Origin of the sequence: Roseomonas chloroacetimidivorans (assembly GCF_049629625.1) — a bacterium.
Classification (GTDB): Bacteria; Pseudomonadota; Alphaproteobacteria; order Acetobacterales; family Acetobacteraceae; genus Roseomonas; species Roseomonas chloroacetimidivorans.
The window spans coordinates 39237-65112 of record NZ_JBNBZS010000033.1; the positions used below are offsets into that span (position 1 = coordinate 39237).

Here is a 25876-nt window from a genome sequence, read left to right on the forward strand (position 1 = left end):
CATCCCTTTGGTTGACGACGTCCGATACAGTTCATCCACCTAGTGGGGCCTCCTCTTCCGCCTACGCCCCACCGGTGCACTCTGGGCGCAGGCTGCGGCTCGGGTGACGAACTGCATCGTCACCGTCCGGGCCTCGTGAGGAACACTCTGGCCGGACGCGTTGCCCTTACGTCCGTGCCTGCACCTTCTTCCGGGCAACACATTCAAGCGTGCCTGAGGACCCGGCTGCGTCGCACCATTACGTTCACCACCTCGCTGAGCGGCACCGATACGCCGGCATCCGAAGCGGAACTGAGCGCTATCTCCATGTCCTTGATGGACCAAGGCATCTCTCCCGCCCGGTTCCAATGTTGCAGTGCCCAGTTGTTCGCGCTGCTGGTCATTAGGGCCCGGCGCAAGCAGGCGAGATCAAGATCCCAAGCTGCTGCTAGGCGCAGCCCCTCCTCATTTGCCATGGCACAGGCCCAGAGGATCATGTTGTTCACTGTCTTAGCGATTTGCGCCGCGCCGAGACGAGTGCCGACAATCTCGACGTCGGCTACGTAGGGCTTCATCAGTGCGGCCGCCTCGCGACAATCGACATCTGGGCCCGACAGGAAGGCGAGGAGTGTACCGGCGATTGCACCCATTTCCGCACGACACACGGGAGCATCCACAACACGGATGCCGGCGTTCACGGCCGCAACGCCCATCCTGGCTGCGAATTCCGGCGCCACGGTGCTGACGACCAGCACCAAAGTACCCGGTCGGCAGCGAGCGATGATGCCGTCCTCACCCGTGATGATCTCCTCCACCTGGCGCTCGGAGCCGACCACGATAACAATGGCTTCGGCCTGGGGGTATACCTCCGAAGGGTCGGTGACGACCTGGCCGCCCTTTGCCACGAAGAGCGACCGCCGCTCCGCCGAAGGATCGAAGCCAACCACGGCGTGGCCCGCATCGCGGGCGTGGCATGCCATCGGCAGGCCCATGCGGCCCAGGCCTGAATAGAGGATCATGCGCGCTGGCTCCCTGCTGGCCGGATAGCGGCCTTTGAACATCCAGCCCTCAATGTTATCGAGGTAGGAGAGGCCCTATCAGCCATAGGGCCGAAATTGACCATTGCGCTGGGGGGAAGAAAGTGGACCTGCTGAAGAGCGTGCAGGTCTTTGCCAAGGTGGCCGAGACGGGCAGCTTCTCGCGCGCGGCAACGCGGCTTTCCATTTCCAACGCAGCGGCGACGCGCCATGTGGCGATGCTGGAGAAGCGCTTCGCGATTCGCCTGTTCGAGCGGACCACGCGCCGCCTGCGCCTGACGGAAGCCGGGCATGTCTGCCTGGAGCACTGCATTCGTGCGCTAGCGGAGCTGGAGCTAGCCGAGATGTCGGCGAGCCATGGCGCCATCACACCAGAGGGGACACTCCGCGTCAGCTCCACCTCCCTGTTCTGGATGGTGTGCATCGCGCCACGCCTGCCGGCCTTCCTTCGGCGGTACCCACGCCTGACGTTGCAGGTGAACTTGACCGAGCGACAGCCTGATCTGGTCGACGAAGGGTATGACGCCTCTGTGCAGTTCCTGGAACCTATCGGGCAGACGCTGGTAGCACGGCGGCTGCGCCGCATCGATCGCGTGGTCTGCGCCTCACCGGAATACATCGCCCGCCGGGGAAGGCCGGCCAGCATTCCCGAGGTGGAAAAGCACGACTGCCTCGTTTACGCGCAATCCGCCGAGGTGGTGGAATGGCAGTTCGACACGGAGGACGGCCGGGTAGCCGCCGTGCCCTTCGGCCAGCTTCGCTCGACGGACGCGCAGACGCTACGGCTGGCGGCGCTGGCCGGATTGGGAATTGTCCGCAGCCCGCGCTTCCTGGTCGAGGAGGACCTGCGGGTCGGGCGGCTCATCCCGCTCCTGGAGCATGCCAGATCGGTCGACCCGGACCTGTATGTCGTCTTTCCGAGCCGTAAGTTCATGCCAGCCAAGCTGCGCGTCTTTGTCGACTTCCTGAGCACGGAATTCGGCGAGCAGAGCGGCTAGAAGTGTCACCTCAGCCCGCCAGCTTCTGCCGCAGCCCCTCTCGTTCGAGACGTGGCAGCACCTCTTGTACGAAAAAGGGAATCTCCTTGAGATAGTCGAGGAAGGCGATGGAGGTGCCCGCCAAGCCATGGCCGCTCATCGCCGCCATCTCGGCCACGATGTCATCTGGTGTTCCAACAAGCGGAAGGGCACCGGGATAGGCGCCAGCAAAGCGCTTTCCCATCGTGACGTTGAAGCGTGACTCGAAGGGGCGGACGAGCGTGCTGGCACCGCTCCCAGCACTGGTTCCACGCATGCGGCGGTAGTAGTCCTGTCCTTCCGTATCGGCCATCTCCTCAGCGAAATAATGGAAGAACTCCTCGGCCTCTCGCCGTGTCGGACGGCATACAACATGCGACATGCCGAAGACGGAGATGCTGCGGCTCCGGCTGGCCATATAGCCGTCGACGTCAGCGATAATGCCGGGAATCTGACCGACCTGCGTTAGGTTCGTGAAGAGGACATCGGCGGCCTGCGCGGCAAAGTCCCGCCCTTTTGGTGAGAAGCCCGCCGACATGACGGCCGGCCATGGCCGCTGCACTGACAAAGGGTTAGTCTCAAGGCGCCGGAGCTTGAAGAAACGCCCATCCCAGTCGAATTCCGGCCCGCCTGACAGGAGCTTCGACCAGATCTGGAACCACTCCAGACCATGATCGTAGCGAGCTTCCTGGTCGATGGTGATGCCGTGGAGATCGAACTCCTCCTGATTCCATCCGCAGACGATATTAAGGCCCGCGCGGCCATGGGTGATGTGGTCGATCGTCGCCATCGCCTTGGCCGCGAAGGCCGGGGTGACGAGCGGGACGTGCACCGTGCAGAAAATCGCAATGCGCTGCGTGAGCGCACCGAGGGCCGCACCATGGGTCAATGTTTCGAAGGACCGCCCGTAGATCTTGGCCTTGCCCTGGTAGGCGCGCCATTTGGCCACGGGCAGAATGAACTCGAGCCCCGCCTGGTCGGCGATGCGTGTCATCGCGACAATATCGTCCCAATCCGCCTTCCAGCGATCGGGCGCGAGGCTCATGGTCAGACCACCGTCGCAATTGGCGCTGAAGATGCCCAGCTTGAAGCGGTTCGGACCGAAGAGAGGATTCCGCTGACGGCTGATCTCCATGCTTTCCTCCCCCTTGTTGAGGCGAGCAGCATCCAGCGCGGTTCGTGGATGCGGGAAAAGGGGGCGCTGGCGAAAAATGCATTTACATGGGGAGGAAGAATGAAGCGGCCGCTGGCAGGGTCCATATTATTGCTGCTTCGGTAAAGATCAGTTGCCCACCGTGAACATAATTCCTGCACACTTGCCAAGATAAGGTAGGCAGGCCGTCGCGCGATCCGTCATGGCCCAAAAGCATGAAACAGGAGGAAGAACAGTTGCAACGGATACTCCCGCCCGTATCCCGTCGCTCTCTGGCCAGCGCAGCCGTAGCAGGGCTGCTGGCGCCGGCCATGGCTTCCGCGCAGGTCTATCCATCCCGGCCCATCCGGCTGATCGTTCCTTGGCCGGCGGGGGGGATCTCCGACGCATCAGGGCGCATCATCGCGCAGCATCTCGGCGAGCGGCTTTCGGTACAGGTTTTCGTCGACAACCGCGGCGGCGCAAATGGGCGTATCGGCGCGGAAGTGGCCGCAAAGGCTGCGCCGGATGGGCACACGCTCCTCATGGCCTCTGCCGAAACCCATTCCATCAACCCGGCCATCTATCGCACGCTTCCCTACAGCCCGACGCGTGACTTCGTGGCCGTCGCCCCCTTCGTTCTCAACCCCTTCGCGCTTGTCGCTCGCACGGACTTTCCGGCGAACACGGTGCGGGAAGTGATGGCCCTGGCAAGGGTGAGCCCTGGTAGGTTCACCTATGCCTCCTGGGGTATCGGCAGCACCTCGCAGATCGGCATGGAGATGGTCAGTGCGCCGTCCGGTGCGCAGATGGTGCATGTGCCCTTCCCTGGTGAGGCGCCGGGAGTGGTTGCCCTCATGGCGGGACAGGTCGATCTCATGGTGCTGCCCGCCGCACGCGCAAACACTTTCCGGCGTGAAGGTAAGGTAAAGGTCTTCGCGGTCACCCTGCAGGAGCGCCACCCATTGCTGCCCGATGTGCCCGGCATGCGCGAGGAGGGGTTTCCATCTGTGAATGTGGCCAATTGGTTTGGCATCACGGCGCCAGCGAAGACGCCGCCGGCTTACGTTGAACGGCTGGCGGCCGAGGTGAATGCGATCGTGCAGGTTCCCGAGATCCGGGCGCAGTTCCAATCCCTGGGTGTCGATGCCCATGCGCCGATGACCCAACAAGCGTTTCAGGACTTCCTGGCCTCCGATGCGGATCGCTGGGCGGATGTCGTCCGGCGGGCCAACATCAGCCTGGATTAGAACGCACACCGTGCCAAAACCCGCGTATTCGTCGTGTGCGTCCACATTGCCCCACCCGCGGCGTCGGCACGCCCCTCTCCGTCAACGCCCGTGCCAGTCCCGCGTTGGTCGCGACTCCCGCGCTTCGCGGCGCGTCCAACTCCAGCGCGAGACGGTGCCCTGTCCCGGCGGCATGCTCCTGCCGCAGGCGGGCCGCTGCGGTCGCACACGGGTCGGAGCCATGCCCGTCCGTGGTGACACGCTCGGGCGTGATGCCGGTCTCAGCCTTGGCCGACCCGATACAGGTAACACCATCGGCCCCGAACCTTCAGATATGTCTCATCGACTTGCCAATGGCGGCCGCCGGCGCCACTCCTGCCGCGCCGACGACAACCGAGTTCGTCGGCTAAGACCGGCGCGAGCTTCGCCTGCCAGTCGCGGACAGCTCCGCGGCTGAATACGAGACCGCGCTGAAGAAACATCTCGGTCGAGTCGCTCAGGGTCAGCGGTAGCGCATGCGCCAGAGCACCACGAGCGCGCCGACGCCGGATGGGTACTAGGCGTAGTTCAGCAGCCCGCCGCTGCGCTCGTTGTGCTGCTTGCCGCAGCCCCGGCAGCGGAACCGGCGGTAGCCCCGGGCAGTACGCTCTGGCCGCTCCATCATAGCAGCTGAGTCGCAGGCCACGCAGTCCATCCCCAGCTCCAGCTCCGCTTCCCCCGCAGCTACCAGTCCCGCTCCGGCCGGCCAAATGAGCCTTCTGGCACAAGGCCTGACAGAACCAAACAGGGACTTCCCTGCTCATATCTGCTGTGGCAGCCAGTCGGGTGCTGCCAGCAAGGCCAGCAGCCGTGCTGGTGCAGTGCGTTCTGGATCCAGTTCCTCATCCGACCAGAGCAAATTCAACGTGCCCACGCAGTTCCCGCCGATCAAGATCGGCAGGTTCACGATACTCCTCAAGCCGAGGCCGAGGATGACGGCGTGGTCCGCAAAGTGCTCGCGGATCGCCGCATCTCCCTCGCCTTCGAAGCGCCGCCCCTCCAGAAGCACTTGGCGACCCCACTCCGTGTCACGCTTCGGCTTGCGCCCGCCTACCGGGTATTCGTTGGGACGGGAGCTGAAGATGCGCTGCACCGACATGGTCTCGCGGTCGAAGACCATGGCGGTGAGCAGTTGATGACCGACCAGCTCGCGCCCTAGCCGGTCGGCCGCGCGGATACGCGGCAGCGGCCCCTCCTCGCGGGCCGCTGCCTCGAAGGCCTCGATCATGCCGAGTGGCAGGTCAGGCATCGGTCTTGTCGATCCCGAGGTCCTGGATAACCTTGCGCCACTTCACTGCATCGCCGCGCAGCGTCGCGGCAAAGGCTTCCGGCGTTTGATTGACCACCTCGACGCCGATCGCGGCCATCTTGTCCTTCACCTCAGGCAGCATCAGCGCCTTGTTGATCTCGCTATTCAGGCGGCTCACCAGTGCGGACGGCATGCCCTTCGGACCCAGCACGCCGTACCAAACTGCCATCTCGTAGCCCGGCAGCCCCTCGCTCACCGTTGGCACGTTCGGCATCAGGGCGGAGCGGTGGCCCTCCGTTACGGCCAGCAGCTTCAGCCGGCCGCCGCGCACGTGGTCCAACGTCTGTGTGCCTGCGGAGAAGAAGAGCTGCGTCTGGCCGGCCACCGTGTCGAGCACCGCTGGCGCACCGCCACGATAGGGCACGTGAACCATGTCCAGCCCCGCCATCTGCGCGAACATGGCGGCGCAAAGATGGTTGGTGGAGCCGGCGCCAGCCGAAGCATAGGCGATCTTCCCGGGGTTAGCCTTCGCATAGGCGATGAACTCCGGGACGGTGTTCGCGGGCACGGAGGGATGCACCACCATCGTGTTCAGCACATAGGCGAGCAGCGAGACCGGTGTGAAATCCTCCACTCCGTTAAAAGGCATGTTGCGGAACAGCGCGTCGTTCATGGCGTGCGTGCTCATCGAGCCGAAGAGCAGCGTCTGCCCGTCCGGCGCCGAGCGCGCGACGGCGGCCGAACCGATGTTGCCGGACGCGCCGGAGCGGTTCTCCACGACGAAGGGCTGACCGAAGGAGAGCCGCAGCGGCTCCGCCAGGATGCGCGCCAGGATGTCGGTCGACCCGCCCGGCGCCCAGGGTACGATGATGGTGACGGGACGGCTCGGATAGCCGCCCTGGGCCCGTGCCGCGCGCGGCACCGTCGCCAGTATCGGAGCAGCAAGAAGGGAGAGCGCCGCGCGGCGTGAAACGATCGGTTGGATCATGGATTGGAAGTCCTGCGAGACGCAGCTCGCTTCATAGGTTTGGCGGTGTCGGCGTGTCCGTCCGCGAGTTCCCGCGGCTCCGGGGTATGGTCGCAGCCGGCGCCCCCGCTCTGGAACGCGAGGTGGACCGACTGAAGATGAGCGCGCATGCCGTGCTGCGCTGCGGTGGCGTCCCGAGCGGCGATGGCGTCCGCGATGGCTTCGTGCTCCAGCGCCGAGGATCGGCGCATCGGCGCGGTGGTGATGGCGGCCCGCAACCGGCCCCAATCCGTCAGGGCGCGGCAGGCCTCCAGCCGGACGGCGGCGGCAGGACGGACGGACATGGGACCTTTGGTAAATTGGTTGCTGGTGTCCCACAACCCACCTGCCGCCTTTCGGTACTGCCGCCCGACATGTATGACGCGGCCCGCGAGAGCGCGGCATCAGCTATGGACCCAATCTCGATTGGTTCCGGCAACGCAGGAGGTTCCATGTTCACCACCCGGCCGGAGATCCGTGGTACCTTCGGCGCGGTGGCGACCACCCACTGGCTCGCCAGCGCTGTCGGTATGTCGGTGCTGGAGCGCGGCGGCAACGCTTTCGACGCCGCCGTCGCCGCCGGCTTCGTGCTGCAGATCGTGGAGCCGCACCTGAACGGCCCGGGCGGCGAGGTGCCGATCATCCTCAAGCGGCCCGGCACGCCGGAGCCGGTCGTCATCTGCGGCCAGGGCCCCTTCCCCATGGCCGCCACGCCGGAAGCCTTCGCCGCACTGGGCCTTCGCCAGGTGCCCGGCACCGGCTTGCTCCCCTCCGTCGTCCCCGGCGCCTTCGATGCCTGGATGCTGCTGCTGCGCGATCACGGCACCTGGACCCCGCGCGCCGTGCTGGAGGCCGCGATCGGCTATGCGGAGGACGGCTTTCCCGTTCTGCCCCGCGTCTCCTCCTCCATTCTGCCCGCGCGCGACTTCTTCCCGGCGGAGTGGCCCAGCTCCGCCGAGGTCTGGATGCCGGGCGGCGAGATCCCACGCCCGCGCAGCCGCTTCCGCACCCCCGGCATCGCCGCGACCTACCGCCGTATCCTGGCGGAGGCAGAGGCCGCCGGCGCTGATCGCGAACGTCAGATCGAGGCGGCGCGGAACGCCTTCTACCGCGGCTTCGTCGCCGAGGCGGTGGACCGCTTCTATCGCTCCTCCGAGCTGATGGATTCCAGCGGCCGCCGCCACGCCGGCCTGCTGCGCGCCGACGACTTCGCCCGCTACGAGGCACGGGTGGAGCGCACGGTGTCCCGCGACTACGCCGGCGTCACCATCCACAAGACCGGCCCCTGGGGCCAGGGCCCTGCGCTGCTCCAGACCCTGGGCCTGCTGGAAGGCTTCGATATCGCCGGCATGGACCCGGCGGGCGAGCGCTTCGTGCACACCGTCGTCGAGTGCATGAAGCTCTCCTATGCCGACCGCGAGGTCTTCTACGGCGACCCCGACGCCTCCGACATCCCGCTCGATACCCTCCTCTCCCGCGACTACGCCGATCGCCGCCGCGCCCTGGTCGGCGAGACGGCCTCGATGGACCTCACCCCCGGCGACCTACCCGGCGCCGCAGAGGCGATGCGCCGCATCCTCGCCATGGCTGGCGCCGAGACGCCGGTCGGCATCGGTTTCGGCGAGCCCACCTTCGCGCCGCTGCCGGTGGAGTGGGGCGACACGGTGCATCTCGATGTGGTGGACCGCTGGGGCAACATGGTCTCCGCCACCCCCTCCGGCGGGTGGCTGCAATCATCCCCGGCCGTGCCAGGCCTCGGCTTCTCGATTTCCACCCGCGGGCAGATGGGCTGGCTCAACGCCGGCCTGCCGAGCGACCTGCGCCCGGGCACCCGCCCCCGCACCACCCTCACCCCGACGCTGGTCACGCGGGATGGGGAAGGCATCCTCGCCATGGGCACGCCGGGTGGCGACCAGCAGGACCAGTGGACGCTCGCCGTCCTGCTGCGACGCCTGCATCATGGGCTGGACCTGCAGGCGGCAATCGACCTGCCGCTCTTCACCAGCAAGCACTTCCCTCAGTCCTTCTATCCCCGCAGCTTCGAGGCGGGGCGGCTGCTGGTGGAGGACCGCCTCGGCCCCGACGCCATTGCCGCGCTGGAGCGTCGCGGGCACCGCGTGAAGGTGGAGAGCGGGTGGTCCCTCGGCCGCGTCTGCGCCGTGGGGCGCGAGGACGGCTTCGTCATCGCCGCTGCCACGCCGCGGCTGATGCAGGCCTACGCCATCGGGCGATAGGGGCGGCCCGCAGCGGCAGCGGCCCGTCCGTCCTCACCTCCTCCATCACGGCGTAGGTGCGCGTCTTCCGCACGCCAGGCAGGCCAAGCGGCACCTTGCCGAGGAAGTCGCGATAGGCCGCCAAGTCCCGGACCCGTGTTTTCACGAGGTAATCGAAGCCGCCCGCCACCATGTGGCACTCCAGCACCTCCGGCGCGCGGTTGACGGGGGCCGCGAAGCGCGCCGAAGACGTCGGGAGTGGTCTTGTCCAGCAGGATCTCCACGAAGACCAGCTGGCCGAAACCGAGGCGGTGCGGGTCCACCCTTGCGCCGAAGCCTGTCACCAGACCCTCCTTGAGCAGGCGGCGCATCCTCTCGCTCGTGGCCGTTGGGGGAAAGCCCTATGCGGTCCGCCAGTTCCAAGTTGGTGATCCGCTCCTCCTTCTGCAGAATGGAAAGGATCATGCGGTCCGTGCGGTCGATATCCTGCACCATTCCCGCTATCAGCAACCTTCCCTAGTGAAAGATCCGGAACAGAGGCCGGATAAGCCATGGTGCCTCCTGTTTGACCTCGGCAATGGCAAGTTGAGGGAGCAGTGGTCGGGACGACCGAGCCGGGGCAGTCTGACGGGTTGGCGCCAGACCCCGCCACCTATCCCTGGATACCGCTTTCCGGCTGAGGTCATCCGCCATGCCGTGTGGCTCTGTCATGTGGTCAGCCTGAGCCCGCGGGAAGTGGAGCTGATCCTGGCCGAGCGGGGCGTCACCGTCACGCATGAGAGCATCTGGCACTGGTGCCGCAAGTTCGGTGCGGGGTGCGCGGCCAAACTGCGGCGGCGTCGGCCGAAGCCGGGCGACACGCGGCACCTCGATGGGGTGTTTCTCCGCATCAACGGCGAGCTGCATTAGCTCTGGCGAGCGGTGGACCAGCACGGCGTGGTGCTGGATATCCTTGTTCAGGATCGGCGGAACGGAAGTGCCGCCGAGCGGTTCTTCAGGCGCCTGCTTGCTGGGCTCAAGTACAGGCCGCGTCGGCTGGTCACTGACGGGCTGAAGAGTTACAGCGTGGCGAGGGGCGAGCTCCTGCCGGGGTCCGGCATCGAAGCGGTCGCTACCTGAACAATCAGGCGGAGAACTCGCATCGGCCTACCCGCGGGAGAGAGCGGCAGATGCAGCGTTACAAGTCGGCCGACCAGGCTCAGCGGTTCCTCTCGGCACACAGCATGACCTATGGCCATTTCCGTCCGCGCCGGCACCTGATGGCGGCTAGCGAGTACCGGCGCGCCCGGATCAAGGCCTTCCGGATCGGGCGGCAGGGAACCTGGGCCCAGGCCGTTACCTGAACTGGCAGACGCCCTGCCACGCGGCGCAATCGTCTTCGCGTCAGACAAGTTGACAATGCCGTCGCGATCTTACTCGCCTCGATGCGGGCAGCGCGGTTCCTCCACTCATGCCATCCCTGCAATCCGAACAGCAGCAAGCAGACAAAAAGACAAAAGCGGCGTAGGTCCAGGGCTGAAGGCGTCCACTATTCCCGGCCGCGGTGACGCCGCCTGCAACTTCGCCGCTCCCGCTTCCCAGGAAATCGGATACCGGGGACAGAGAAGACTCTTGCGTTCGCTTCGTTCGATCAAACCGAGTAGGGGCTGGCCGGGCAAGGCGCGGAGGGCGAGGTGCTGCACAGGCACAACCCGCGCGGCCACACCACTCCGCCGCTTCTACGCGTGGCTACCAGCGATAGCGGAGGCCGGCGGCGACCGTCTGGGCGGAGAAGCGAGACCGCAGATCTGCATCGTATGAGGCATATAGCGCCAGCCCGGACGAAAGCTGCGCCATGATGCCCGCCCCCGTCACGAGAGCGTCCCGCCCAGTATGGGATGTGGCGGCTGTGAAGGGCTGGCCGAAGCCGGACAGGATCGCCGTGCTGCCTGTCGCGGTGTCGGCGAACTCATGGCGCCAGCCGAGATGGGCCGCAGGCGTCAGCTTGATCCCGTTTGCCAGGCTCATATCCTGGCTGACCCGCACACCTACGGACGAACGGAGGCTTGTTACCCCGTCGCTCCCGACCCGCAGGGCAATCGCAGCAGGGCCATTCTCCTTCACGTCGCTCCGGCCGAAGTACTGAACGCTTAGGCCCAGGGCAGGCTCGATCCGAAGATTCCCCGTCCGGAGAACCGTACCAACGCGCCCCTCGGCGAAGACACCGTCGCCCCAGGCCGTGCCACGCGTCTCGCTTCCGAGAAAGCTGAGTTCACGCTTCACCTTGTCCTCAGAGAAGCTGGCGCCAAGTTGCAAGTCGGCGAAGGCGCTGCCCTGGCTCCAGCCGGTATAGCCGGCGATGTGCAGGGCCTGCATACTGGCCCTGCCGCCATCGCGGGAGTTCAGGCTGCCGCCCGTATAGGCAATGGCACCGCCTGCGACCCATTGACCACCAAGGCGAATATCGGCGCCGGCCGCCACGCCGCCCGTGCTGGCCGAGTAGCCACGTGTTCCGTTGCTGCCCAGCTCGCTCCACTGACCAAGGCCGCGCATCCAGATCGAGCCACCCCAGCCGGCTTCCACGGCCTGGCTGTTTGGGCCGGAGGCGCTGCCGCGGAGCATGGCCATTTGGTCCGAGACGGCGCCCATGGCGAGGCGCTGCGCCTCGACATTATTCAGGACGACATCGCCATAGGTCTTGCCTGCAAGCTGATCCAGCGCCGGCGCGATCGCCTGTGCCGGTAGCGGATAGAGGGCGGAGAACAGAATGGCCCGGTCACCATCCTGGCGCGGCCCAGCCACCAGGCGAATGTTGTCCAGCGCTGCTCCCACGGCCCGCTGATTGGGCGACTGTGCCAAACCCGTTGCCGTCAGATTTCCGTAAGAGGTTGGCGTTACCACGAGTGAGAGCGCATTCGGCTCGTACAGCGCATCCAAGCGCGTGCCCGGCGCCAACCCGTCCGGCTGCGTCAGCCCGGCGAAGGAGCCGCTGACGCCGCCATCGGCCTGGATGACCTGGAGGACCTGGCCGAGCGCCGGCGCGTAGGCGTTGGTCGCGCTGCCCGTGATGCCACGCAGCACCGGCTGCAGCTGGCCCGCAGCCGTGAAGGCGCTGCCCGTACCCTTGAGAATCAGCCGGCTGGTGTTGCCGGCACCGTTACCCGATCCTGTGCCATCCACGTTGAGCAAGAGGGTCGCACCGGGCGCGAGCGCGACCGGGGCCGTGAAGGTCAGCGTGCCCGGCGAGTTGCCGGGCGCCAGGGTGCCCATGACGAGGGTGGGCGCGCCGATCGTTCCAATGCCGCCCAGGACGGCACCCGGAGCAACCATGAGGCCACCGACGTTCAGCGTGCCATCCACGCTCAGCTGCCCCTCCCCGACAGCCACCACACTCGTGCCGCTGGTGCGACCGGCCATCCGGAGCTGCCCCGCGCCGGTCTTTAACACCGTGCCGGTGAAGGTGTTCGTGCCGGAGAGGTTCAGGGTATGGCCGGCGGTATTCAGGACGGCACCGCCATCGGCGACCACGAGAGCACGGGCGCTCGCGACATCGGCGCCGAGGGAGAGCGCGGCCCCGTTCAGCAGCAGCTGGTTGGACGCGGCCCCAAGCGCAGAATCGCCACTGATGGCGAGGGTGGCCGCGTTTACTGAGACATCACCGAGGAAGTCGTTCACGCCCGTGAGCGTCAGGGTGCCACCGCCCATGGCGGTTAGCCCACCGGACCCGCTGATCGGCCCCGAGAGGGAGACGGAAAAACCGTTGGTGTCGAAGGTACCGCCATCGCCGCCGAGCGTCACGCGACGCGCCGAGCTCAGATCGGCGAGGGCGCGCAGCGTGCCACTCGTCAGAGCAAGCGCTCCCGAAGCACCGCCCATGCTGGCGTCAGCGGTGATGGCCAGGATGCCGCCATTCACCGTGGTGCCGCCCGTATAGCTATTGGCGCCGGTCACAGTGAGCACGCCGCCTGTCGTGCTCAGCCCCCCCGGGCCCGAGATCGGGCCGCTGATCGCGGCTGCACCGCCCAGAGAGAGGCTGGTGTCGGAAACCAGGTAAACCGGAAGTTCTGCGGCAAAACCATTCGGCAGCCCCACAGGCCCCTGCAAGCCCAACATCGGGGTCACCGCCCCATACTGTCCGCTGACGTTTCCGGTCCAGCGGAGGCCGTAATATCCGTTGTCCGCATCGTAAAAAATGTCGTAGCCGCGCAGGAAATGCAGGCCGGTGTTGACGAAGAACCGGTCATTTCCGCGGATGAAGGGGTCATGCGGATTGAGCGGGTTCGCCGGATCTCCGATCAGGATATCATAGGAAGCAAGCTGCGGCGTGGTCTGACTCGGGAACAGAAGGATGATGCTTGTGCCGGTCGGAACGGGCTGGTTTCCCGTCACGCTCGGGTCCAGCACTAGGCCGGCCTGGGCCGGAGCGCGCAGGATGAGACCGGTGATGCCGGTATCCACCAGCACATTCCCGCTTCCCGCTACGCCATTGACGGAGATCTGCGCCGGCACTTGCTGCCATTCGCTGTGGGACGCCGTGCTATGGGCGGGATCCTGGAGCAGCTTGATGAAGGCGGCCCCGGCCGTGCTCTCGCTCGACAGTCCAAGCGTCAGGCCCGAGCGGCTGACGCTGTAGCCCATTGTCCAGCCGGAGGGCAGCGGCTGGAGGGCCGCTCCCGGAGTGGTTGCGACCGAAACAAGGTTCAGAAGCGGATTGAAGGAGGGGGCAGGCTGGCTGTCCGCGGAGCGGCCGAAGCCGATGCCCATCATGGACACGCCGGTCGTCAGCGGGTCCGTCGTGCAATGCTGGCCGCTGCAGGTTCTCTTACTCTCGACCTGAAGGACGGGAACCAGCGCTTCCGCAACTGGGTTGTTGTTAGCGTCTAGGATAGTCACTCTGTCCAGGTATCGCTTACCCACGTAATAGTAGTTGCTGCTACTGTAATACTGGCTACCGGACCCAAGAAGCACGGCACCGGAGCTGGGGCGATAGTTGTCCGGGGTGGCGATAATTCCGACCGAACCCGTATCCATAACGAAATCATGGGTTGTCTGGCTGTTGTTCGATTGCAGTCTGATCTGGGGAAGATGGGCGAGATCGGTGTTCGTGCCGCCATTGGCAAAGGGCACGAAGACGGAAGACGAACCGGCGTAGAGATTCCACCCCGCTGTTTGAGCCTCGGCAGCGGGGATCAGGTTGATTGCTGCAATCAGGCCCGCACCGGCCAGCGAAAGCCTCCGCGGATTACCAACGCGGCGATGCCTCCGGACTAGTGGCGCGGGGGGGAGTTTGGCCAGTCCACGGCCGATCAGGTCGGGCGCGGCGCCAGGGGCGTGAGACATGAAGTCCTGCTAACTCAGTGATCTAAAGCTTTGGATTGAGCACAACTTAATGGGGAATTCCGAGGCAGCGTGCAACTTGTTTCTTATGTGGGAACATGAGAGTGCCAGGAATGTGCCCTGCCTCTCACAAGAGCCTCCATCGGCCTTGGTTCCGGCGAGCAATCCGCAAGCCCACGATCTGTTGAGCCGGAGTTCGCTGCCAGGCATTGTCACGTTGATCGGCACCGAGGTGAGCTTGGCGGCTAGGTGGGGGTAGCGGGACGTCATGCCGTGGCTTGGACGCATGTTTCCTGCCAGCCCCCGAAGGCTTGGTCGCGCGCATGACGGTACTTGATGGCGCTCATCAGATGCCCCTTGAGCGGAAGTGACCGTAGATCATGGCGTGTGCCGAAAGGAAGCGCTGGGCATGCCCGGGCGACTTGATGCTGTGGACGACGCCTGCCCCGTCGTGGGCATGGGATGGTAGGATTCCATAGGCCCAACTCCAAGGAGCTGTGCCATGCATCGGGAAATTGCCACCCTCGGTCTCGACCTCGCCAAGAACGTGTTTCAGGTCCATGCGGTCAGCGGTGACGGGCGCGTTGTTGTCCGCCGCCAACTCCGCCGCGCCGAGGTCCTCAAGTTCTTTTCGGCCCTGCCCCCGTATCTTGTCGGCATGGAGGCGTGCGCATCAGCGCACCATTGGGCACGCGAGCTGATCGCGATTGGGCATGAGGTGAAGCTGATGCCGCCAGCCTACGTTAAGGCATATGTAAAGCGCGGCAAGACAGATGCTGCTGACCTCGAGGCGATTACTGAGGCCGTGACACGGCCGACTTTTGAGGAGGTTCACGACCGCATCCAGGCAAGCAGAAGATTGCCATCCGGTTCGCGTCGGTAGGAACCGCCGAGGTGATGCGACCAAACACTAGTTTCTGGCGCCTTCAGCCGAATGCTTTGGGACAGGTTAGGGGCGTGGGTCTCGCCCCGGGTAACACGTTCAACACGCCAGCGATCCATGCCGACATCGCGAAGGCGCTCAGCCTTTTTGCTGTGCATATGAACCGCGTTCTGCAGGATCTCCGACTGGGTCGGTTGATTACCTGAGCCGGCATTCACGCTCACCATCCTCGAGTGGAAGGAACGGCAGGACCTTGCCCTGTCCGACGCGACCAATCCGCATCAGGTCCACCACGGACGCCCCTAATCCTGGGTCTGCGACTGGACTGGTGGACTGGTCTGCCCGGCGGTGATCTGGTCTTCGGACGTGCCACCTTGGAGCTTCTTGGGGTTTTCGGGGCGGCATCGTCATGACCACGATCAGCCTGGACCATGCCCAATGGGTGCCACTGATGCTTGTGGCGCAGCAGATTCTGCTTGCGTGGAAGCGCGACAAAGAGGCGCTGCGCCGCTTCGTTGAAGCCGCGCTCTGGATCGGCCGGACTGGTGCGCCGTAGCGTGACCTGCCCGAGGCACCGGGCCTTTGGTCCAGCGTCTACCACCGCTGGCGGTGCTGGTGCCTGTGCGGCTGGTGGAAGTTGGTTTTCGAACCGTTCCGCCCGATCCTTCCAGCAGACAGGCTGCTGCTTCCGGACAGCACCACATGCAAGGCCCACCGCGCCGCAAGTAGTGCCGTGGACAGCACGGCGGCCGCCGAGGCGCTCGGCCGTAGTCCTGGCGGGCTCTGCTCCAAGCTGCCCGCCTGCGCCGATGGCGCGGGTCGGGTCCTCTGGCCGATCGCCAGCCCCGGACACCACTCGGACCTGCGCTATGCCAGCGCACTCGCCTCGGGCATCCCGGCCTGCGACGCCGCACTCGACCGGGGTTACGTCTCGGCCGCCCTGCGCGCAGCCTTCGCCGCCGAGGGCTGCGCGGCCCATACCTTGCCCAAGCGGGGCATGGTCGATCCATCTGCCTGGGATCCCGAGCTATATGCCTAGCGCCACCACATCGAGAAGCTGTTCCCTGGCCTCAAAGACTGGGCTCGCATCCCCTCTAGCGCGACAAAACCCGGCGCCGCTCGATGGGCCTCACCCATCTCGCCGACGCGATGGTCAACCTACGCATCGCGGAGCCAAGTCACAGACCCTAGCTCCGGAGCGGAGCGCGGATGCATCGGTCCTCTATGCTGCGACCTTGAACTCTGACCTCCCGCCAAGAGGCCGTGAGCATGAGTCCACGGCGAGGTCACTGCCACGATCTTCATCATCGATGATTGTAGTTCATTCAGGCACATTCCAATAAGTTGTGCCGCCTTTGAACAAGAACTCTTATGCGGGAATCAGAAAAATTTTCTCGATCGCCAAATGAACGATAAATCCGTGATCATAAAGCAATGTTAATGCATTCGGTGCCGTCCAGGCCGCTTCATTGATCCGCGCTTGGACGGAGAGAAACTCGGAATGAATCCGCTGGCTTCGATTGTTATCCCTGCATATAATGCTACAAGTTTTCTCCCGGACGCGATATCTTCTGCACAAGCGCAGACGCTCCAGAATATCGAAATCGTTGTGGTTGACGACGGATCGACAGACTCAACTTGGAAAATCATCGTGGCTGCAGCCGAGAAAGACCGGCGCATCGTCCCAGTGAGGCGCTCTCGTCGTGGAGGCCCTTCTGCGGCTTGTAACGAAGGTTTCAGGAAAGCCCAGGGGCGCTGGATCGCCCTGCTTGATGCCGACGACCTCTTCTTGCCGCAACGGGTAGAACGTCTCGTGTCCATTGCGGAGGATCGTGGTGCCGATCTCCTCGCGGATGATTTGCTGGAGCGCAACTTTGAGACGGGAGCCGATCTCGGGCGTCACTTCGGCGAGACAGTAATGCGCACCGAGGCGCCGCTTACACTGAAGGAGATGCTGCGGCGGGATATGCCGCATCTATCATCCAAGCTCGGCTATGTGCAGCCGATCAAGCGCAAGGCATTCTTGGACAGGACAGGCGTCTGCTTCGCCGAAGATATCGGCGGAGGTGAGGACTTTCTCTTCTATTTCGAGTGCGTTGCCCGCGGCGCCCGCTTTTATCTCACACCGGAAGCTTACTATATTTACCGCATCAGGCAGGGTTCGGTCTCAACCAGCAAGCCAATGCGGCACTTCGTGAGCCAAGCAAATCGGCGCAAGATGGAAATCGCAGCCGGCTGTAATGATCCAGAGATTCATAGACTTCTGCATACACGCCAGAGGGCGCTCGACCTCAACAATCTTCGCTGGGCAGCTCACGAGGGCCGCTATCGTGAGGCCCTATCCTATGTCCAGATAAAATCTCCGCTGCACCTGCTGCGCCAAGTTGGCTGCGCGGTTAAGGCCGCTCACAGAGGCCGCACGGCGCGAAAGGCGGTGGTTTCCTCCCGAACATCAAACCCAGTCCAGGTACAAGGTTCGTGACGAACTGGATGCTTCGTCGCGCTCTCACGCAGGCGGAATCTGCTGCACCACAAGCAGCAACGACACCCATTGGGCATCGTCCAGGCTCATCCTGGTCATGACCATGCCGCCCCGAAAACCCCGAGTACTTCCAAGGTGGCACGTCCGAAGACCAGATCACCGCCGGACAGATCAGTCCGCCAGTCCAGTTACAGACCCTAGCTGATTTTTCGCCTTGTAGGCCAAGCTTACACTTCTCGCGGACGGTGGCGGCCGCCTCGCCGGATCCCGGAGCGGACATCGCTGATACGATGCCGCTGAGCCGTGCCTCGCCGGATGTAAGGATGCCAAGCCTCGCCTCTACGGGTCTGTCCCAATACTCATTTGGCGCGGTATCGATGCCGGCGGCTCCTCTGAGCTGTAGCGAGACGATGCGAATCTCTGTTCCGCTCTCTTCACATCTCGCTTGGGCCGGCAACGCCCTGCTATGCGGAAGGTTCGAGGAGTCCATCCTCTCGCCTGTGGTGACCCCGTGCCCCTTAGAGCAGTCCTCTTCGACGCTGAAGGAACCCTCGTCGATCCCTCGGATCAGCACGCCGCTGTGTGGACGGACGCCTCCGCCGAAATCTGGCCCGATGTCGCCTTCGCGGAGGCGTGCGCACGTAGCGGCAAGGACAGGGACCAGCTCATGCCGGTTCTCGTAGCCTTCCCGTTCACGGGCCGTGGTGCACGATGAGCGATCGTTGCGATCGCGGGCCAATGGACGGCCCCCCCGACCTTCTCGGCGGTGCGCAGCTGCGCACCATCGCCATGCCCCGCGACACGAACGCGGGCGGCAGCATCTTTGGCGGCTGGACGCTGTCACAGATGGACCTCGCCGGTGGAACCGTCGCGGCGGAGCGGGCGGGCGGGCCGGTCGTGACGGTTGCGATTGAGGCCATGCGGTTTCTCCACCCGGTTGCGGTGGGTGATGAGGTAAGCTGCTATTGTACCCTCGGCGAGGTCGGGGAGACCTCGGTCGCCGTGCGGATCGAGACCTGGGCCCGCAGGCGCGGCAGCAAACATGCCGAGAAGGTCACTGACGGCGTGTTTACCTACGTCGCGGTGGACGAGGCGGGACACCCTCGCGCTCTGTCCGAGGCGGCCGGGGGCGCGGGATGACCCTCTTCAGCTACCACATCTCCCACGAACAGTTCTCGCCGAGCGAACTCCTCCGCCTCGTCCGGGAGGCCGAGGGCGCCGGCTTCGACGCGGCCTTCTCGTCGGATCACCTCCAGCCTTGGGGACCGTCGCAGGGGCATTCGGGGTTTACCTGGTCCTGGATCGGCGCCGCGTTGGCCGCGACCGAGTTCCTGCGTTTCGGGCTCATCACCGTGCCCGGCGGCTGGCGCTACCACCCTGTCGTGCTTGCCCAGGCCGTCGCGACCCTCGGGGAGATGTTCCCCGGGCGCCTTCCATGGATTGCGCTCGGTAGCGGCGAGGCGATCAACGAGGCGGTCACCGGCAAACGCTGGCCCGAGAAGGCGGAGCGCAACGCCCGGCTTCGCGAGGGGGCTGAGATCATGCGCGCGCTGCTTGCGGGCGAGACGGTGACCCATCGCGGTCGCCTCAAGGCGACTGAGGCGCGGATCTGGTCACTTCCGCGGACACCGACACGCCTCGTCGGTGCGGCGGTGAGTGAGGCGACAGCGGAGTGGCTTGGCGGCTGGGCCGACGGGCTGCTGACGGTTGGGACGGACCCGGCGAAGCTCCGGCGCGTCGTCGAGGCATTCCGCCGCGGCGGAGGAGAGGGAAAGCCCGTCCACCTCAAGCTGGACCTCAGCTGGGCGGAGACCGAGGCCGATGCGTTGCGCCAAGCGCATGATGGATGGCGCTACAACGTCCTGGGAGGGGACCTGAACTGGGAGCTGCGAACACCGGCCCAGTTCGAGGCCGCGACGCGATTTATTCGGCCCGAGGACCTGCGCGAGACGGTTCACGTGTCTGCTGACCTTGGCCAGCATGCGGCCCTCCTCTCCGAATGTGCCGAGCTCGGCTTCGAGAGCATGGACCTGCACCAAGTCGGCGGCGATCAGCGCGCCTTCATCGCGGCCTTTGGCGAGCGGGTGCTGCCCCAGCTGCGGCAGTAGGGCGTGCATCCCTCAGCAGTTATCATGACGGAGGCAAGGGTCGATCTCTCAGCCGAGACCGGCCTATTCGCGCTTGTCGAGGCTGGGGCTGAGATCGGCGCTGGCTGCCGGTCGGTTCCTTCGCCGCAGTCGGGCCGGGTGTGGTGCTCGGTCCCGATTGCCGGATCGGCGCGCTGGCCAGCCTGAGCTACTCCATCTCGGGTTCCCGCATCTACGTGTATTCGGGCGCCTGCATCGGGCAGGAGGAGTTCAGCTTTGCGTCAACCAGGACGGGTTCCCCTCGGTTCCGCATCTTGGTCGGATGATCCTTGAGGACGATGTAGAGGTCGGCGCGAATACGACCATTGACCGAGGCTCAACAGGGGACACGGTAATTGGTGCAGGGTCGCGCCTCAATAACTTGGTGCAGATCGGGCACAACGTCCGCCTTGGTGCTGCTGCGTCGTGGTGACGCAGGTCGGGATCGCCGGCTCGAAGGTGCAGGAAGCCTTTGTCCAGGTTGGCGGGCAGGCAGCCATGGCCGGGCACTTACAGATCGGCAAAGGCGCGAGGATTGGTGTGCAGGTCGGCGTCATGTCGGATGTGCCTCCCGGCGCCGCGCTGGTCGGCAGCCCAGCCCAGCCAAGGCAGGACTTCTTCAGACAGGTCGTCGCCCTGAAGCGTTTGCGCCGCTGTCGAATGGACTGAGCCGCGAGGGCGTTGCCCCGATCTGTGTGTTGCCTGTCCTACTTAGATACCAGCATGGCGGGGGTGCTGTTCGTTGAGCCACGCAGCATCCAGGGTAGGGCTATAAACTACAAGGCACCAATATGGACTCTGCTCAGCGACTGGCAGGCACGCCTTTTGTGGGTGTGCCAACCAGGCCGGGCACTCCAGAGGAAAGCCATGTGCTTTGGCTTCCTCCTGCCTCTGGTTACTCAACATAAACGTGCGGTATTCATCGGCTGCAGTTTCGGCATCCATATCGGCCGGAATGAGTTCGCTCGCACGAATTGCGTCCGAGATTGCTGCCCAATTGCCTGTAAGACGCTAGTGCGATGGCTGCGGCCTACCGGTCCGGCGCGACCGGACGCGTCCGCTTCGGCACCGGCGCAATGCCCTGCATCCACCTGCTGTCGCCCTGGCCGGGGCAAATGTCCACGTGATAGTGGGGCCACCGACGTGGCCGCATTCCACCGGTCGGCTGATGGGCGATGCCGACCACACCCCGGACCGATAGGGCAATCGACGCCCTCGTTTTGGGCAAGCGTGGCGGCAGTCGAGGCGCGAAGAGCGGCCGGGAAGCCGGGCTCCAAGCCCAGGCGCCGGCCGCTCTATCCAGCCCTCAGAAGGAGCCGGGCAACAGAAGCCTAGGCCTGCACACTCTAATCCAACGACGGATTCCGGTTCCCCGACGAAAGAACCCCGCCGGATAGTCCAGGCGGGGTCTAGTTCGATCAGAAAACTTAGGATGCATTCAACCTACGCTTGAATGTGCGCTGTATGTCATGCACGCTTGTTTCAGCTTTTGTGTAACGTGTTTCATTCCACGATTAGAAAACCGCTGACCAGCACCCGCGATGGACGCCGACTGGCAGCTCTATGCTGCTGGTACCGCGCGGACACCCGGTAGGCCGCCGCCCCAGGTGCCGAGGCGACGGCCCGGTCGGGTGAGGCGGCCGGCTCCTAGCCGCCCGAACCTAGGCTAGAGCGCCGGGCATTCAGGCAACGACGGATTCCGTTCGCTAAACGCAAAAAGCGGCCGGGGACGAGGACGCCCCTCACCCACCGGCCGCTCAGTCTTGCAGGCAGAACGTGTTGCAGCGCTCCGGACGATCCCGCAGTGCGACAAGCCTGCGCCCGAACCCGACAAACGTCGCCCTACGTTTCCGGCATTAGATACGGCACTGGCAGCTTCCCGTGGTCCATCCACGAATCGAGCACGCCCATGAGCAGCTCCTTGTTTCCCACCCCGCTCGGCAAATCTGCCGGCCCGCCCTCCAGGTAGAGGAGCGTCTGCTTGCGGTTCTAGCGGATGTGGGCGCCGTGGTAGGACCAGCTCGGGCCGCCGTACTTCCCCTCCTGGGCAGTTGGCCGGAGTTCGTGGCGGGTGGGCTCGGGAAGGAGGTCAGACATGGACAGTGGCTTCTAGCATCCGCAGGAGAAGCTCTCGATCCTCCGGCCGGACCCGGCGCCATACCCGGATCAGCTTCACCTCGTCGGGCGCTTCGATCGTCTCAGGCGTGTCGAAGCCGAGAATCTCCCCGAGCTTAACCAACAGCTTCGGCGAGGGTGCGAACTCCCCCATCTCTATCCGGTGAATGGCTGCAGGGGACACCTCCGCCAGCTTCGCCAGAGCTCGCTGCGTCAGCTTGCGGGCTACCCGATGCTGCCGAACCGTATCGCCGATTCCCATACGCTTATGGTGCCGCGCGCTTGGCGCGAGGGCTATGTGCAAGGCGGGGCGGCCACGCTCTTATTGGCCTGAAGCTCCAGGTGGGGGTCGATAGCGTGTCGAAATACCCCCGGCCAGAGTCCTGCATCGAGATGCAGCGGGAGGTTGGCGCCCGCGTGCAGATGGTGCGACAGATCCGCAAACCTAATCGCGCCAAGGCTGCCCGACAGTTAAGCCTAGATCCGTCCACCCTCGCGAAGATCGAGCAGGGGGACCGGGCGCTTAGCATTTTCAACATTAAAGAGATTGCAGATCAGAATGGCGTTTCGGCGGACTTCTTGTTGCGGGGCAAGCTGATTGCTGAGACGGACATGGCCATGGCCCTTCGCTTGGCTGCCGAGCACCCGGAGTTAGGTCTCCCAAAAGGGTACTGGTCCCCTTACACCGGCACCCTCAGCGCCGCGCCTAGTACGTCTACCGGACCAGCCACGCGACCGCCAGCACGCCCACCGTTCCGACCGATCAGGGATCGCCGGCAAGGCGAGGGTGATCTATGTGCTTGCGCCTCTTCGCAATTCAGCGCCTAGCCTGTCGGTGCCCCAGTGCTTCTTCGACACCCACGACAGCGACAGACACTTCAAGGACGCAGTGGGCTTGAACCTGCCCGACCCCACTGCAACCAGGGCGGCCGGCATTGCGGCTCTGCACGATGTTCTTCACGAAAAGCGCCCCGACGGGGACATGCATGCGGTGATCATCGATGTGAGAGACGCAGATCGCCGCCGCATCTACACTGCAGCCGTGTCGCTGATCGGGCGCTGGGTCGATTGAACGCCCCTTATTCTCTCGCTAGGTGGCATTCAGCGTCACCTGACATAGCTTTCTGGCCGGCGGCTTCGGCCACCCATCGGCAGCATGGATCTCAGCCGAGGCCTCCTGAAACGGCAGAGCTGCAACCACAGCGGGTTGATCGCCTCATCCGGCCTATTTACACCTACCCACGATTTCGTGAGAACAGAGGACCCGGCGATGCTGCCGCGACGTCTAGTTCCGGCTGCCATTCTGATTGCCTCCCTGCTGGCTAGCTCAGCCCCGGCTTGGGCCCACTGCGCAAAGCAGGAGGACAGGGAGGCTCTGAAGGTCAGCCTGCTCCGGGTATACCTGATGAACATCGCGATGTTCTGCAACGAACCGGGCCGGCTGCTCGATGCCCTTGCGCCCCATACGCCGGAGATACGCGCTGCGGAGGATCTCAGCGTCCAGCACTTCGGCTCGGCCGATAATTTCCGGAACTACATCGCTACGCGGACGAAGCGACAGATCGAGGAGCTTTCAAGGGCTGGACCGCGCGCGTGCCCCGCGGCGCTCTCCATCTTCGACCGGCTGCCTTCGCGGCCTGCTCCGGGTGCCCTGGCTGCATTCGCCGACCAGCCAGACATAGTTGTCTCCCTGCAGCAGGGTACTCACCCGCTCTGCCCCCCTGAGCAAGAGCAGCGCCTTATTCCGGCGGGCTGAGTGCCGCAGGTCCGCGTGGGGCACCACATGGGCGAACAGCCATTCCTCTTCGGGCCGCCTCAGACGACTTGGCTCATGTCGCCGTCCCGAGATTCACCCAGGAGGCTGCTTCTAGCGCCTCACCTTGGCCCACTGCTCTCCCTGGGGGGGGCGCCTCTCCCAGGACATCGTAAGACTGTTCGATGCGCTCGGCCTGTTCGAGGCAGCGTCGTGCCATGCCCTTTAAGATTACCTGGTCTGAAGGTAGGCTGATCTGGTCCGCCACCCTCACACACATGGCAGCTTCCTCGCGCAGCTTCCGCGCCTCATCCAGGATCATTGCTCTCAACCTCAATGCGCGTGGCTTTAGCGCCGGGAGCAGAGCCTCTGTTCCGTGGAGCTAGCCCAGAATGCGCGTCGGTCAGCGCATGCAGCCTTATCGCTGCCCACCGGGATAAGTTTGACCTCGCCACCATCACTAGGAGCTCTGCTGCCCCAGCCGCAGATGCTCGCGAGCCAGAGCCAGGCTCTTTCCCATGAGCTGCACCAGGTTGATCGCCAGTTCGGCGGCTTCGGCATGACCACCCCGGATTAGCTGGACTACGATCTCGGCCTGCCGCCTCATTCGTGCTTCTCCGTCGCGGATGTGGCGCTCAGCCGTGTGCAGCGGCGTCTCGCTGCCCGCCCCCTCAGGTTCCTCCATGGCTGGCAGCCTTACGCCTCGGCCAAGATGGCAATGTGGGCTCGGGCGCGGTCGAGGGCGGCTGCCATCGCTGCCTCCCGGGTGGCCGTGCTACCGGCGTCAATCTGGCCTTCTTCCGGGTCGCCCTCGCTATCCGCCTCTACAATCTCCCAAAGCCAGGGATCATCGCCCCGGTCGGTCAGATCGCTTGGTAAGACCCGAAGTAACAGCGGCGGCTCACCCGTGGCGATTAGGAACTTCCTCCTCCAGGTACTGTCACCGTCTGACGTCCACTCGCTGGCAAGACAATCCACGCAATCACCTCTATGTCGCTCGCTGCGCCGTCGCCGATCGGGCGCGATGGAACCGCCGGAAACAGTCCGTTACGAACGACAGGAACTCAGGATAGGTTTCCGTCGGCCTGAGGAGCGTCGGTCAGGCCTCTCGGCTCCAAAGCCGCGCCTCAGCGCCTCGTCATTCTCCGGGGTGAGCTCCACGTTACCGGCCGGTGAGCTGCAAGGTGTATCGCACGTCGTTGCGCCACCTGCCCTGTGATTGGGCTACCTGATCGTGCCGCGATGGGGTGTGCTCGCAGGCGCAGCAAATCCTTGCTGATGAAATCGAATTTTTTCGGTGCGCCGCAAAAAAGTGTGTCGTGCCGGACCGGAGCCCCGCATCCTGGCTCCTGAGGAAGGGGATTTCCCCTTCTGCCGTGTGACTGGCGTTTCCTCCCTAAACTCGGCCGCTCCCTCGGGGGCGGCCCTTCTTTTCCGCGGTGCGCCTCACACACCCCGCGGCAATCTCGCCGGCAGCACGATCCAGCTCGCTTAAAGGAAGTGGATGAGCCATGCCAGTTGAGGAGAAGGAACTCTACAGCAGCTCGAACGGAAACCAGTGCCATCTGGTTCGTGAGCCCCATTCGGGACGAGTGTTCGTCAAGCACACCCAAACCGGCGTCCGGCGGCGACACGTCACTGATCGCGGTGAGCGAATTCCTCGCGCAGGGTCACGGCCCCCAACACTAGGAACTACCGCGTCTAATCGGCACCTTGGTGGTATCCATCCGGCCGGGGCCGCGGGCTATCGAGCGCAGACGTGCTGACCGCGCTCACCGCTTCTGGTCGAGGCAGAGTTCCTTGAGGCTTTCGATGCCGTGCTCGGTGAATTTGAGCGTCGCGCGATCATCGGTGTCGTAGATCCAGAGGCGACCGTCCTCGGGCTCAAGTTGCGTGGCGAGATCCTGCAGCCATTCCTCATTCCCGCCGAGCATCAAGGCGACATGGGCGATGGTGAACACGCAGCTGGATGCGGCCATGGTCAGGCTGCCTCGGCCGCAGCCGCACCCCCGCGGGCCTTGCGCCAGTTCCAGGGTAGCAGTTCGTCAAGCCGCGAGGCGGGGTGGTCGGCGATGCGGGCCAGGACGTCGGCGAGCCAGGCGCGCGGGTCGACGTCGTTCAGCTTGGCGGTGATAATGAGCGAGTACATGGCCGCGGCCCGGTCGCCGCCCCGATCGCTGCCGGCGAACAGCCACGACTTCCGGCCGAGAGCCACTCCGCGCAGCGCGCGCTCGGCCGCGTTGTTGCTGAGGCAGATCCGTCCGTCGGACAGGAACCGGGTGAAGGCCTCCCAGCGCATCA

The 25876-nt window shown here is 64.8% G+C and carries 28 protein-coding genes and 2 pseudogenes; 16 read left to right on the top strand and 14 right to left on the bottom strand.

Annotated features, from left to right (window positions below; translation table 11 throughout):
* Positions 1–203: 203 nt before the first annotated feature.
* A complete protein-coding gene (locus ACO1BU_RS21690; RefSeq protein WP_424138057.1) occupies positions 204–1040 on the bottom strand; it encodes an NAD(P)-dependent oxidoreductase in 837 nt (278 codons plus the stop codon).
* A gap of 80 nt (positions 1041–1120) precedes the next feature.
* Between ACO1BU_RS21690 and ACO1BU_RS21695 the strand changes: the two genes are divergently transcribed.
* Positions 1121–2014 (top strand): LysR family transcriptional regulator, encoded by an 894-nt coding sequence (locus tag ACO1BU_RS21695; protein WP_424138058.1) that lies wholly within the window; start codon positions 1121–1123, stop codon positions 2012–2014.
* Positions 2015–2024: 10 nt separating this feature from the next.
* Here ACO1BU_RS21695 and ACO1BU_RS21700 read toward each other — a convergent pair whose 3' ends face one another.
* Positions 2025–3167, bottom strand: a complete 1143-nt coding sequence (locus tag ACO1BU_RS21700) for an LLM class flavin-dependent oxidoreductase (RefSeq protein ID WP_424138059.1) — start codon at positions 3165–3167, stop codon at positions 2025–2027.
* 329 nt (positions 3168–3496) lie between these two features.
* On the opposite strand from ACO1BU_RS21700, the gene ACO1BU_RS21705 reads away from it, so the two are divergent.
* Positions 3497–4414 (top strand): Bug family tripartite tricarboxylate transporter substrate binding protein, encoded by a 918-nt coding sequence (locus ACO1BU_RS21705; protein ID WP_424138060.1) that lies wholly within the window; start codon positions 3497–3499, stop codon positions 4412–4414.
* 260 nt (positions 4415–4674) lie between these two features.
* Here the strand turns inward: ACO1BU_RS21705 and ACO1BU_RS21710 are convergent, their stop codons facing one another.
* The 5 genes from ACO1BU_RS21710 to ACO1BU_RS21730 all read right to left on the bottom strand — a co-directional run bounded on the left by ACO1BU_RS21710 (position 4675) and on the right by ACO1BU_RS21730 (position 6992).
* Positions 4675–4875 carry a DDE-type integrase/transposase/recombinase gene (locus ACO1BU_RS21710; RefSeq protein ID WP_424138061.1) on the bottom strand — a complete coding sequence of 67 codons (201 nt, stop codon included), beginning with the start codon at positions 4873–4875 and terminating at the stop codon, positions 4675–4677.
* A gap of 74 nt (positions 4876–4949) precedes the next feature.
* Positions 4950–5078, bottom strand: a complete 129-nt coding sequence (locus ACO1BU_RS21715; protein ID WP_424138062.1) for a hypothetical protein — start codon at positions 5076–5078, stop codon at positions 4950–4952.
* 114 nt (positions 5079–5192) lie between these two features.
* Positions 5193–5660, bottom strand: a complete 468-nt coding sequence (locus tag ACO1BU_RS21720) for a GAF domain-containing protein (RefSeq protein WP_424138063.1) — start codon at positions 5658–5660, stop codon at positions 5193–5195.
* A gap of 13 nt (positions 5661–5673) precedes the next feature.
* Positions 5674–6669 carry a Bug family tripartite tricarboxylate transporter substrate binding protein gene (locus ACO1BU_RS21725; RefSeq protein WP_424138064.1) on the bottom strand — a complete coding sequence of 332 codons (996 nt, stop codon included), beginning with the start codon at positions 6667–6669 and terminating at the stop codon, positions 5674–5676.
* On the bottom strand, positions 6666–6992 hold the full coding sequence (locus ACO1BU_RS21730) for an FCD domain-containing protein (RefSeq protein ID WP_424138065.1): 327 nt from the start codon (positions 6990–6992) through the stop codon (positions 6666–6668). The genes ACO1BU_RS21725 and ACO1BU_RS21730 overlap by 4 nt, the downstream gene beginning before the upstream one ends.
* 147 nt (positions 6993–7139) lie before the next feature.
* Between ACO1BU_RS21730 and ACO1BU_RS21735 the strand changes: the two genes are divergently transcribed.
* A complete protein-coding gene (locus tag ACO1BU_RS21735; protein WP_424138066.1) occupies positions 7140–8921 on the top strand; it encodes a gamma-glutamyltransferase family protein in 1782 nt (593 codons plus the stop codon).
* On the opposite strand, the gene ACO1BU_RS37745 is transcribed toward ACO1BU_RS21735, so the two are convergent.
* Both ACO1BU_RS37745 and ACO1BU_RS37750 read right to left on the bottom strand, forming a co-directional pair.
* A complete protein-coding gene (locus tag ACO1BU_RS37745; protein WP_481133229.1) occupies positions 8869–9093 on the bottom strand; it encodes an Lrp/AsnC ligand binding domain-containing protein in 225 nt (74 codons plus the stop codon). The genes ACO1BU_RS21735 and ACO1BU_RS37745 overlap by 53 nt on opposite strands.
* The gene (locus ACO1BU_RS37750) at positions 9063–9395 is read right to left on the bottom strand and encodes a winged helix-turn-helix transcriptional regulator (RefSeq protein WP_481133230.1); all 333 of its coding nucleotides are present in this window, start codon (positions 9393–9395) and stop codon (positions 9063–9065) included. The genes ACO1BU_RS37745 and ACO1BU_RS37750 overlap by 31 nt, the downstream gene beginning before the upstream one ends.
* A gap of 201 nt (positions 9396–9596) precedes the next feature.
* Between ACO1BU_RS37750 and ACO1BU_RS21745 the strand changes: the two genes are divergently transcribed.
* The 3 genes and pseudogenes from ACO1BU_RS21745 (at position 9597) to ACO1BU_RS21755 (ending at position 10243) form a co-directional block, all read left to right on the top strand.
* Complete coding sequence (locus ACO1BU_RS21745) at positions 9597–9809, top strand: hypothetical protein (protein WP_424138067.1); 213 nt, start codon at positions 9597–9599, stop codon at positions 9807–9809.
* A 30-nt stretch (positions 9810–9839) separates the two neighbouring features.
* Positions 9840–10069: pseudogene (locus ACO1BU_RS21750) on the top strand (DDE-type integrase/transposase/recombinase); the annotation flags it as partial.
* Positions 10070–10243: a hypothetical protein gene (locus ACO1BU_RS21755; protein ID WP_424138085.1), complete on the top strand. Its 174-nt coding sequence runs from the start codon at positions 10070–10072 to the stop codon at positions 10241–10243.
* Between the two features lie 385 nt (positions 10244–10628).
* Here the strand turns inward: ACO1BU_RS21755 and ACO1BU_RS21760 are convergent, their stop codons facing one another.
* Positions 10629–14219, bottom strand: a complete 3591-nt coding sequence (locus tag ACO1BU_RS21760) for an autotransporter outer membrane beta-barrel domain-containing protein (RefSeq protein WP_424138068.1) — start codon at positions 14217–14219, stop codon at positions 10629–10631.
* A gap of 499 nt (positions 14220–14718) precedes the next feature.
* Between ACO1BU_RS21760 and ACO1BU_RS21765 the strand changes: the two are divergent.
* The 7 genes and pseudogenes from ACO1BU_RS21765 to ACO1BU_RS21795 all read left to right on the top strand — a co-directional run.
* Positions 14719–15066, top strand: a pseudogene (locus tag ACO1BU_RS21765) (IS110 family transposase); the annotation flags it as partial.
* Between the two features lie 442 nt (positions 15067–15508).
* Positions 15509–15655, top strand: a complete 147-nt coding sequence (locus ACO1BU_RS21770; RefSeq protein WP_424138069.1) for a hypothetical protein — start codon at positions 15509–15511, stop codon at positions 15653–15655.
* Between the two features lie 177 nt (positions 15656–15832).
* The gene (locus ACO1BU_RS21775) at positions 15833–16138 is read left to right on the top strand and encodes a hypothetical protein (protein ID WP_424138070.1); all 306 of its coding nucleotides are present in this window, start codon (positions 15833–15835) and stop codon (positions 16136–16138) included.
* A gap of 462 nt (positions 16139–16600) precedes the next feature.
* Positions 16601–17581, top strand: coding sequence for a glycosyltransferase family 2 protein (locus tag ACO1BU_RS21780; RefSeq protein WP_424138071.1), 981 nt, complete (start codon positions 16601–16603; stop codon positions 17579–17581).
* A 738-nt stretch (positions 17582–18319) separates the two neighbouring features.
* The gene (locus tag ACO1BU_RS21785; protein ID WP_424138072.1) at positions 18320–18721 is read left to right on the top strand and encodes an acyl-CoA thioesterase; all 402 of its coding nucleotides are present in this window, start codon (positions 18320–18322) and stop codon (positions 18719–18721) included.
* Positions 18718–19689: a TIGR03885 family FMN-dependent LLM class oxidoreductase gene (locus tag ACO1BU_RS21790; protein ID WP_424138073.1), complete on the top strand. Its 972-nt coding sequence runs from the start codon at positions 18718–18720 to the stop codon at positions 19687–19689. The genes ACO1BU_RS21785 and ACO1BU_RS21790 overlap by 4 nt, the downstream gene beginning before the upstream one ends.
* Before the next feature lie 444 nt (positions 19690–20133).
* On the top strand, positions 20134–20376 hold the full coding sequence (locus ACO1BU_RS21795) for a hypothetical protein (protein ID WP_424138074.1): 243 nt from the start codon (positions 20134–20136) through the stop codon (positions 20374–20376).
* 1420 nt (positions 20377–21796) lie between these two features.
* On the opposite strand, the gene ACO1BU_RS21800 is transcribed toward ACO1BU_RS21795, so the two are convergent.
* Entirely contained in the window at positions 21797–22126 is a 330-nt protein-coding gene (locus ACO1BU_RS21800) for a helix-turn-helix domain-containing protein (RefSeq protein WP_424138075.1), read from the bottom strand.
* Between the two features lie 119 nt (positions 22127–22245).
* Between ACO1BU_RS21800 and ACO1BU_RS21805 the strand changes: the two genes are divergently transcribed.
* The 3 genes from ACO1BU_RS21805 (at position 22246) to ACO1BU_RS21815 (ending at position 23578) form a co-directional block, all read left to right on the top strand.
* Complete coding sequence (locus tag ACO1BU_RS21805; RefSeq protein WP_424138083.1) at positions 22246–22650, top strand: helix-turn-helix domain-containing protein; 405 nt, start codon at positions 22246–22248, stop codon at positions 22648–22650.
* Positions 22610–22894, top strand: coding sequence for a DUF6894 family protein (locus ACO1BU_RS21810; RefSeq protein WP_424138076.1), 285 nt, complete (start codon positions 22610–22612; stop codon positions 22892–22894). Before ACO1BU_RS21805 ends, ACO1BU_RS21810 begins: the two co-directional genes overlap by 41 nt.
* Positions 22895–23227: 333 nt before the next feature.
* On the top strand, positions 23228–23578 hold the full coding sequence (locus ACO1BU_RS21815) for a hypothetical protein (protein WP_424138077.1): 351 nt from the start codon (positions 23228–23230) through the stop codon (positions 23576–23578).
* Positions 23579–24035: 457 nt separating this feature from the next.
* On the opposite strand, the gene ACO1BU_RS21820 is transcribed toward ACO1BU_RS21815, so the two are convergent.
* The 3 genes from ACO1BU_RS21820 to ACO1BU_RS21830 form a co-directional block, all read right to left on the bottom strand.
* Positions 24036–24260, bottom strand: a complete 225-nt coding sequence (locus ACO1BU_RS21820) for a hypothetical protein (RefSeq protein ID WP_424138078.1) — start codon at positions 24258–24260, stop codon at positions 24036–24038.
* A gap of 1087 nt (positions 24261–25347) precedes the next feature.
* Positions 25348–25554: a hypothetical protein gene (locus ACO1BU_RS21825; protein WP_424138079.1), complete on the bottom strand. Its 207-nt coding sequence runs from the start codon at positions 25552–25554 to the stop codon at positions 25348–25350.
* Between the two features lie 2 nt (positions 25555–25556).
* On the bottom strand, positions 25557–25876 hold a 320-nt coding region (locus ACO1BU_RS21830), incomplete at its 5' end, for a transposase domain-containing protein (protein ID WP_424138080.1).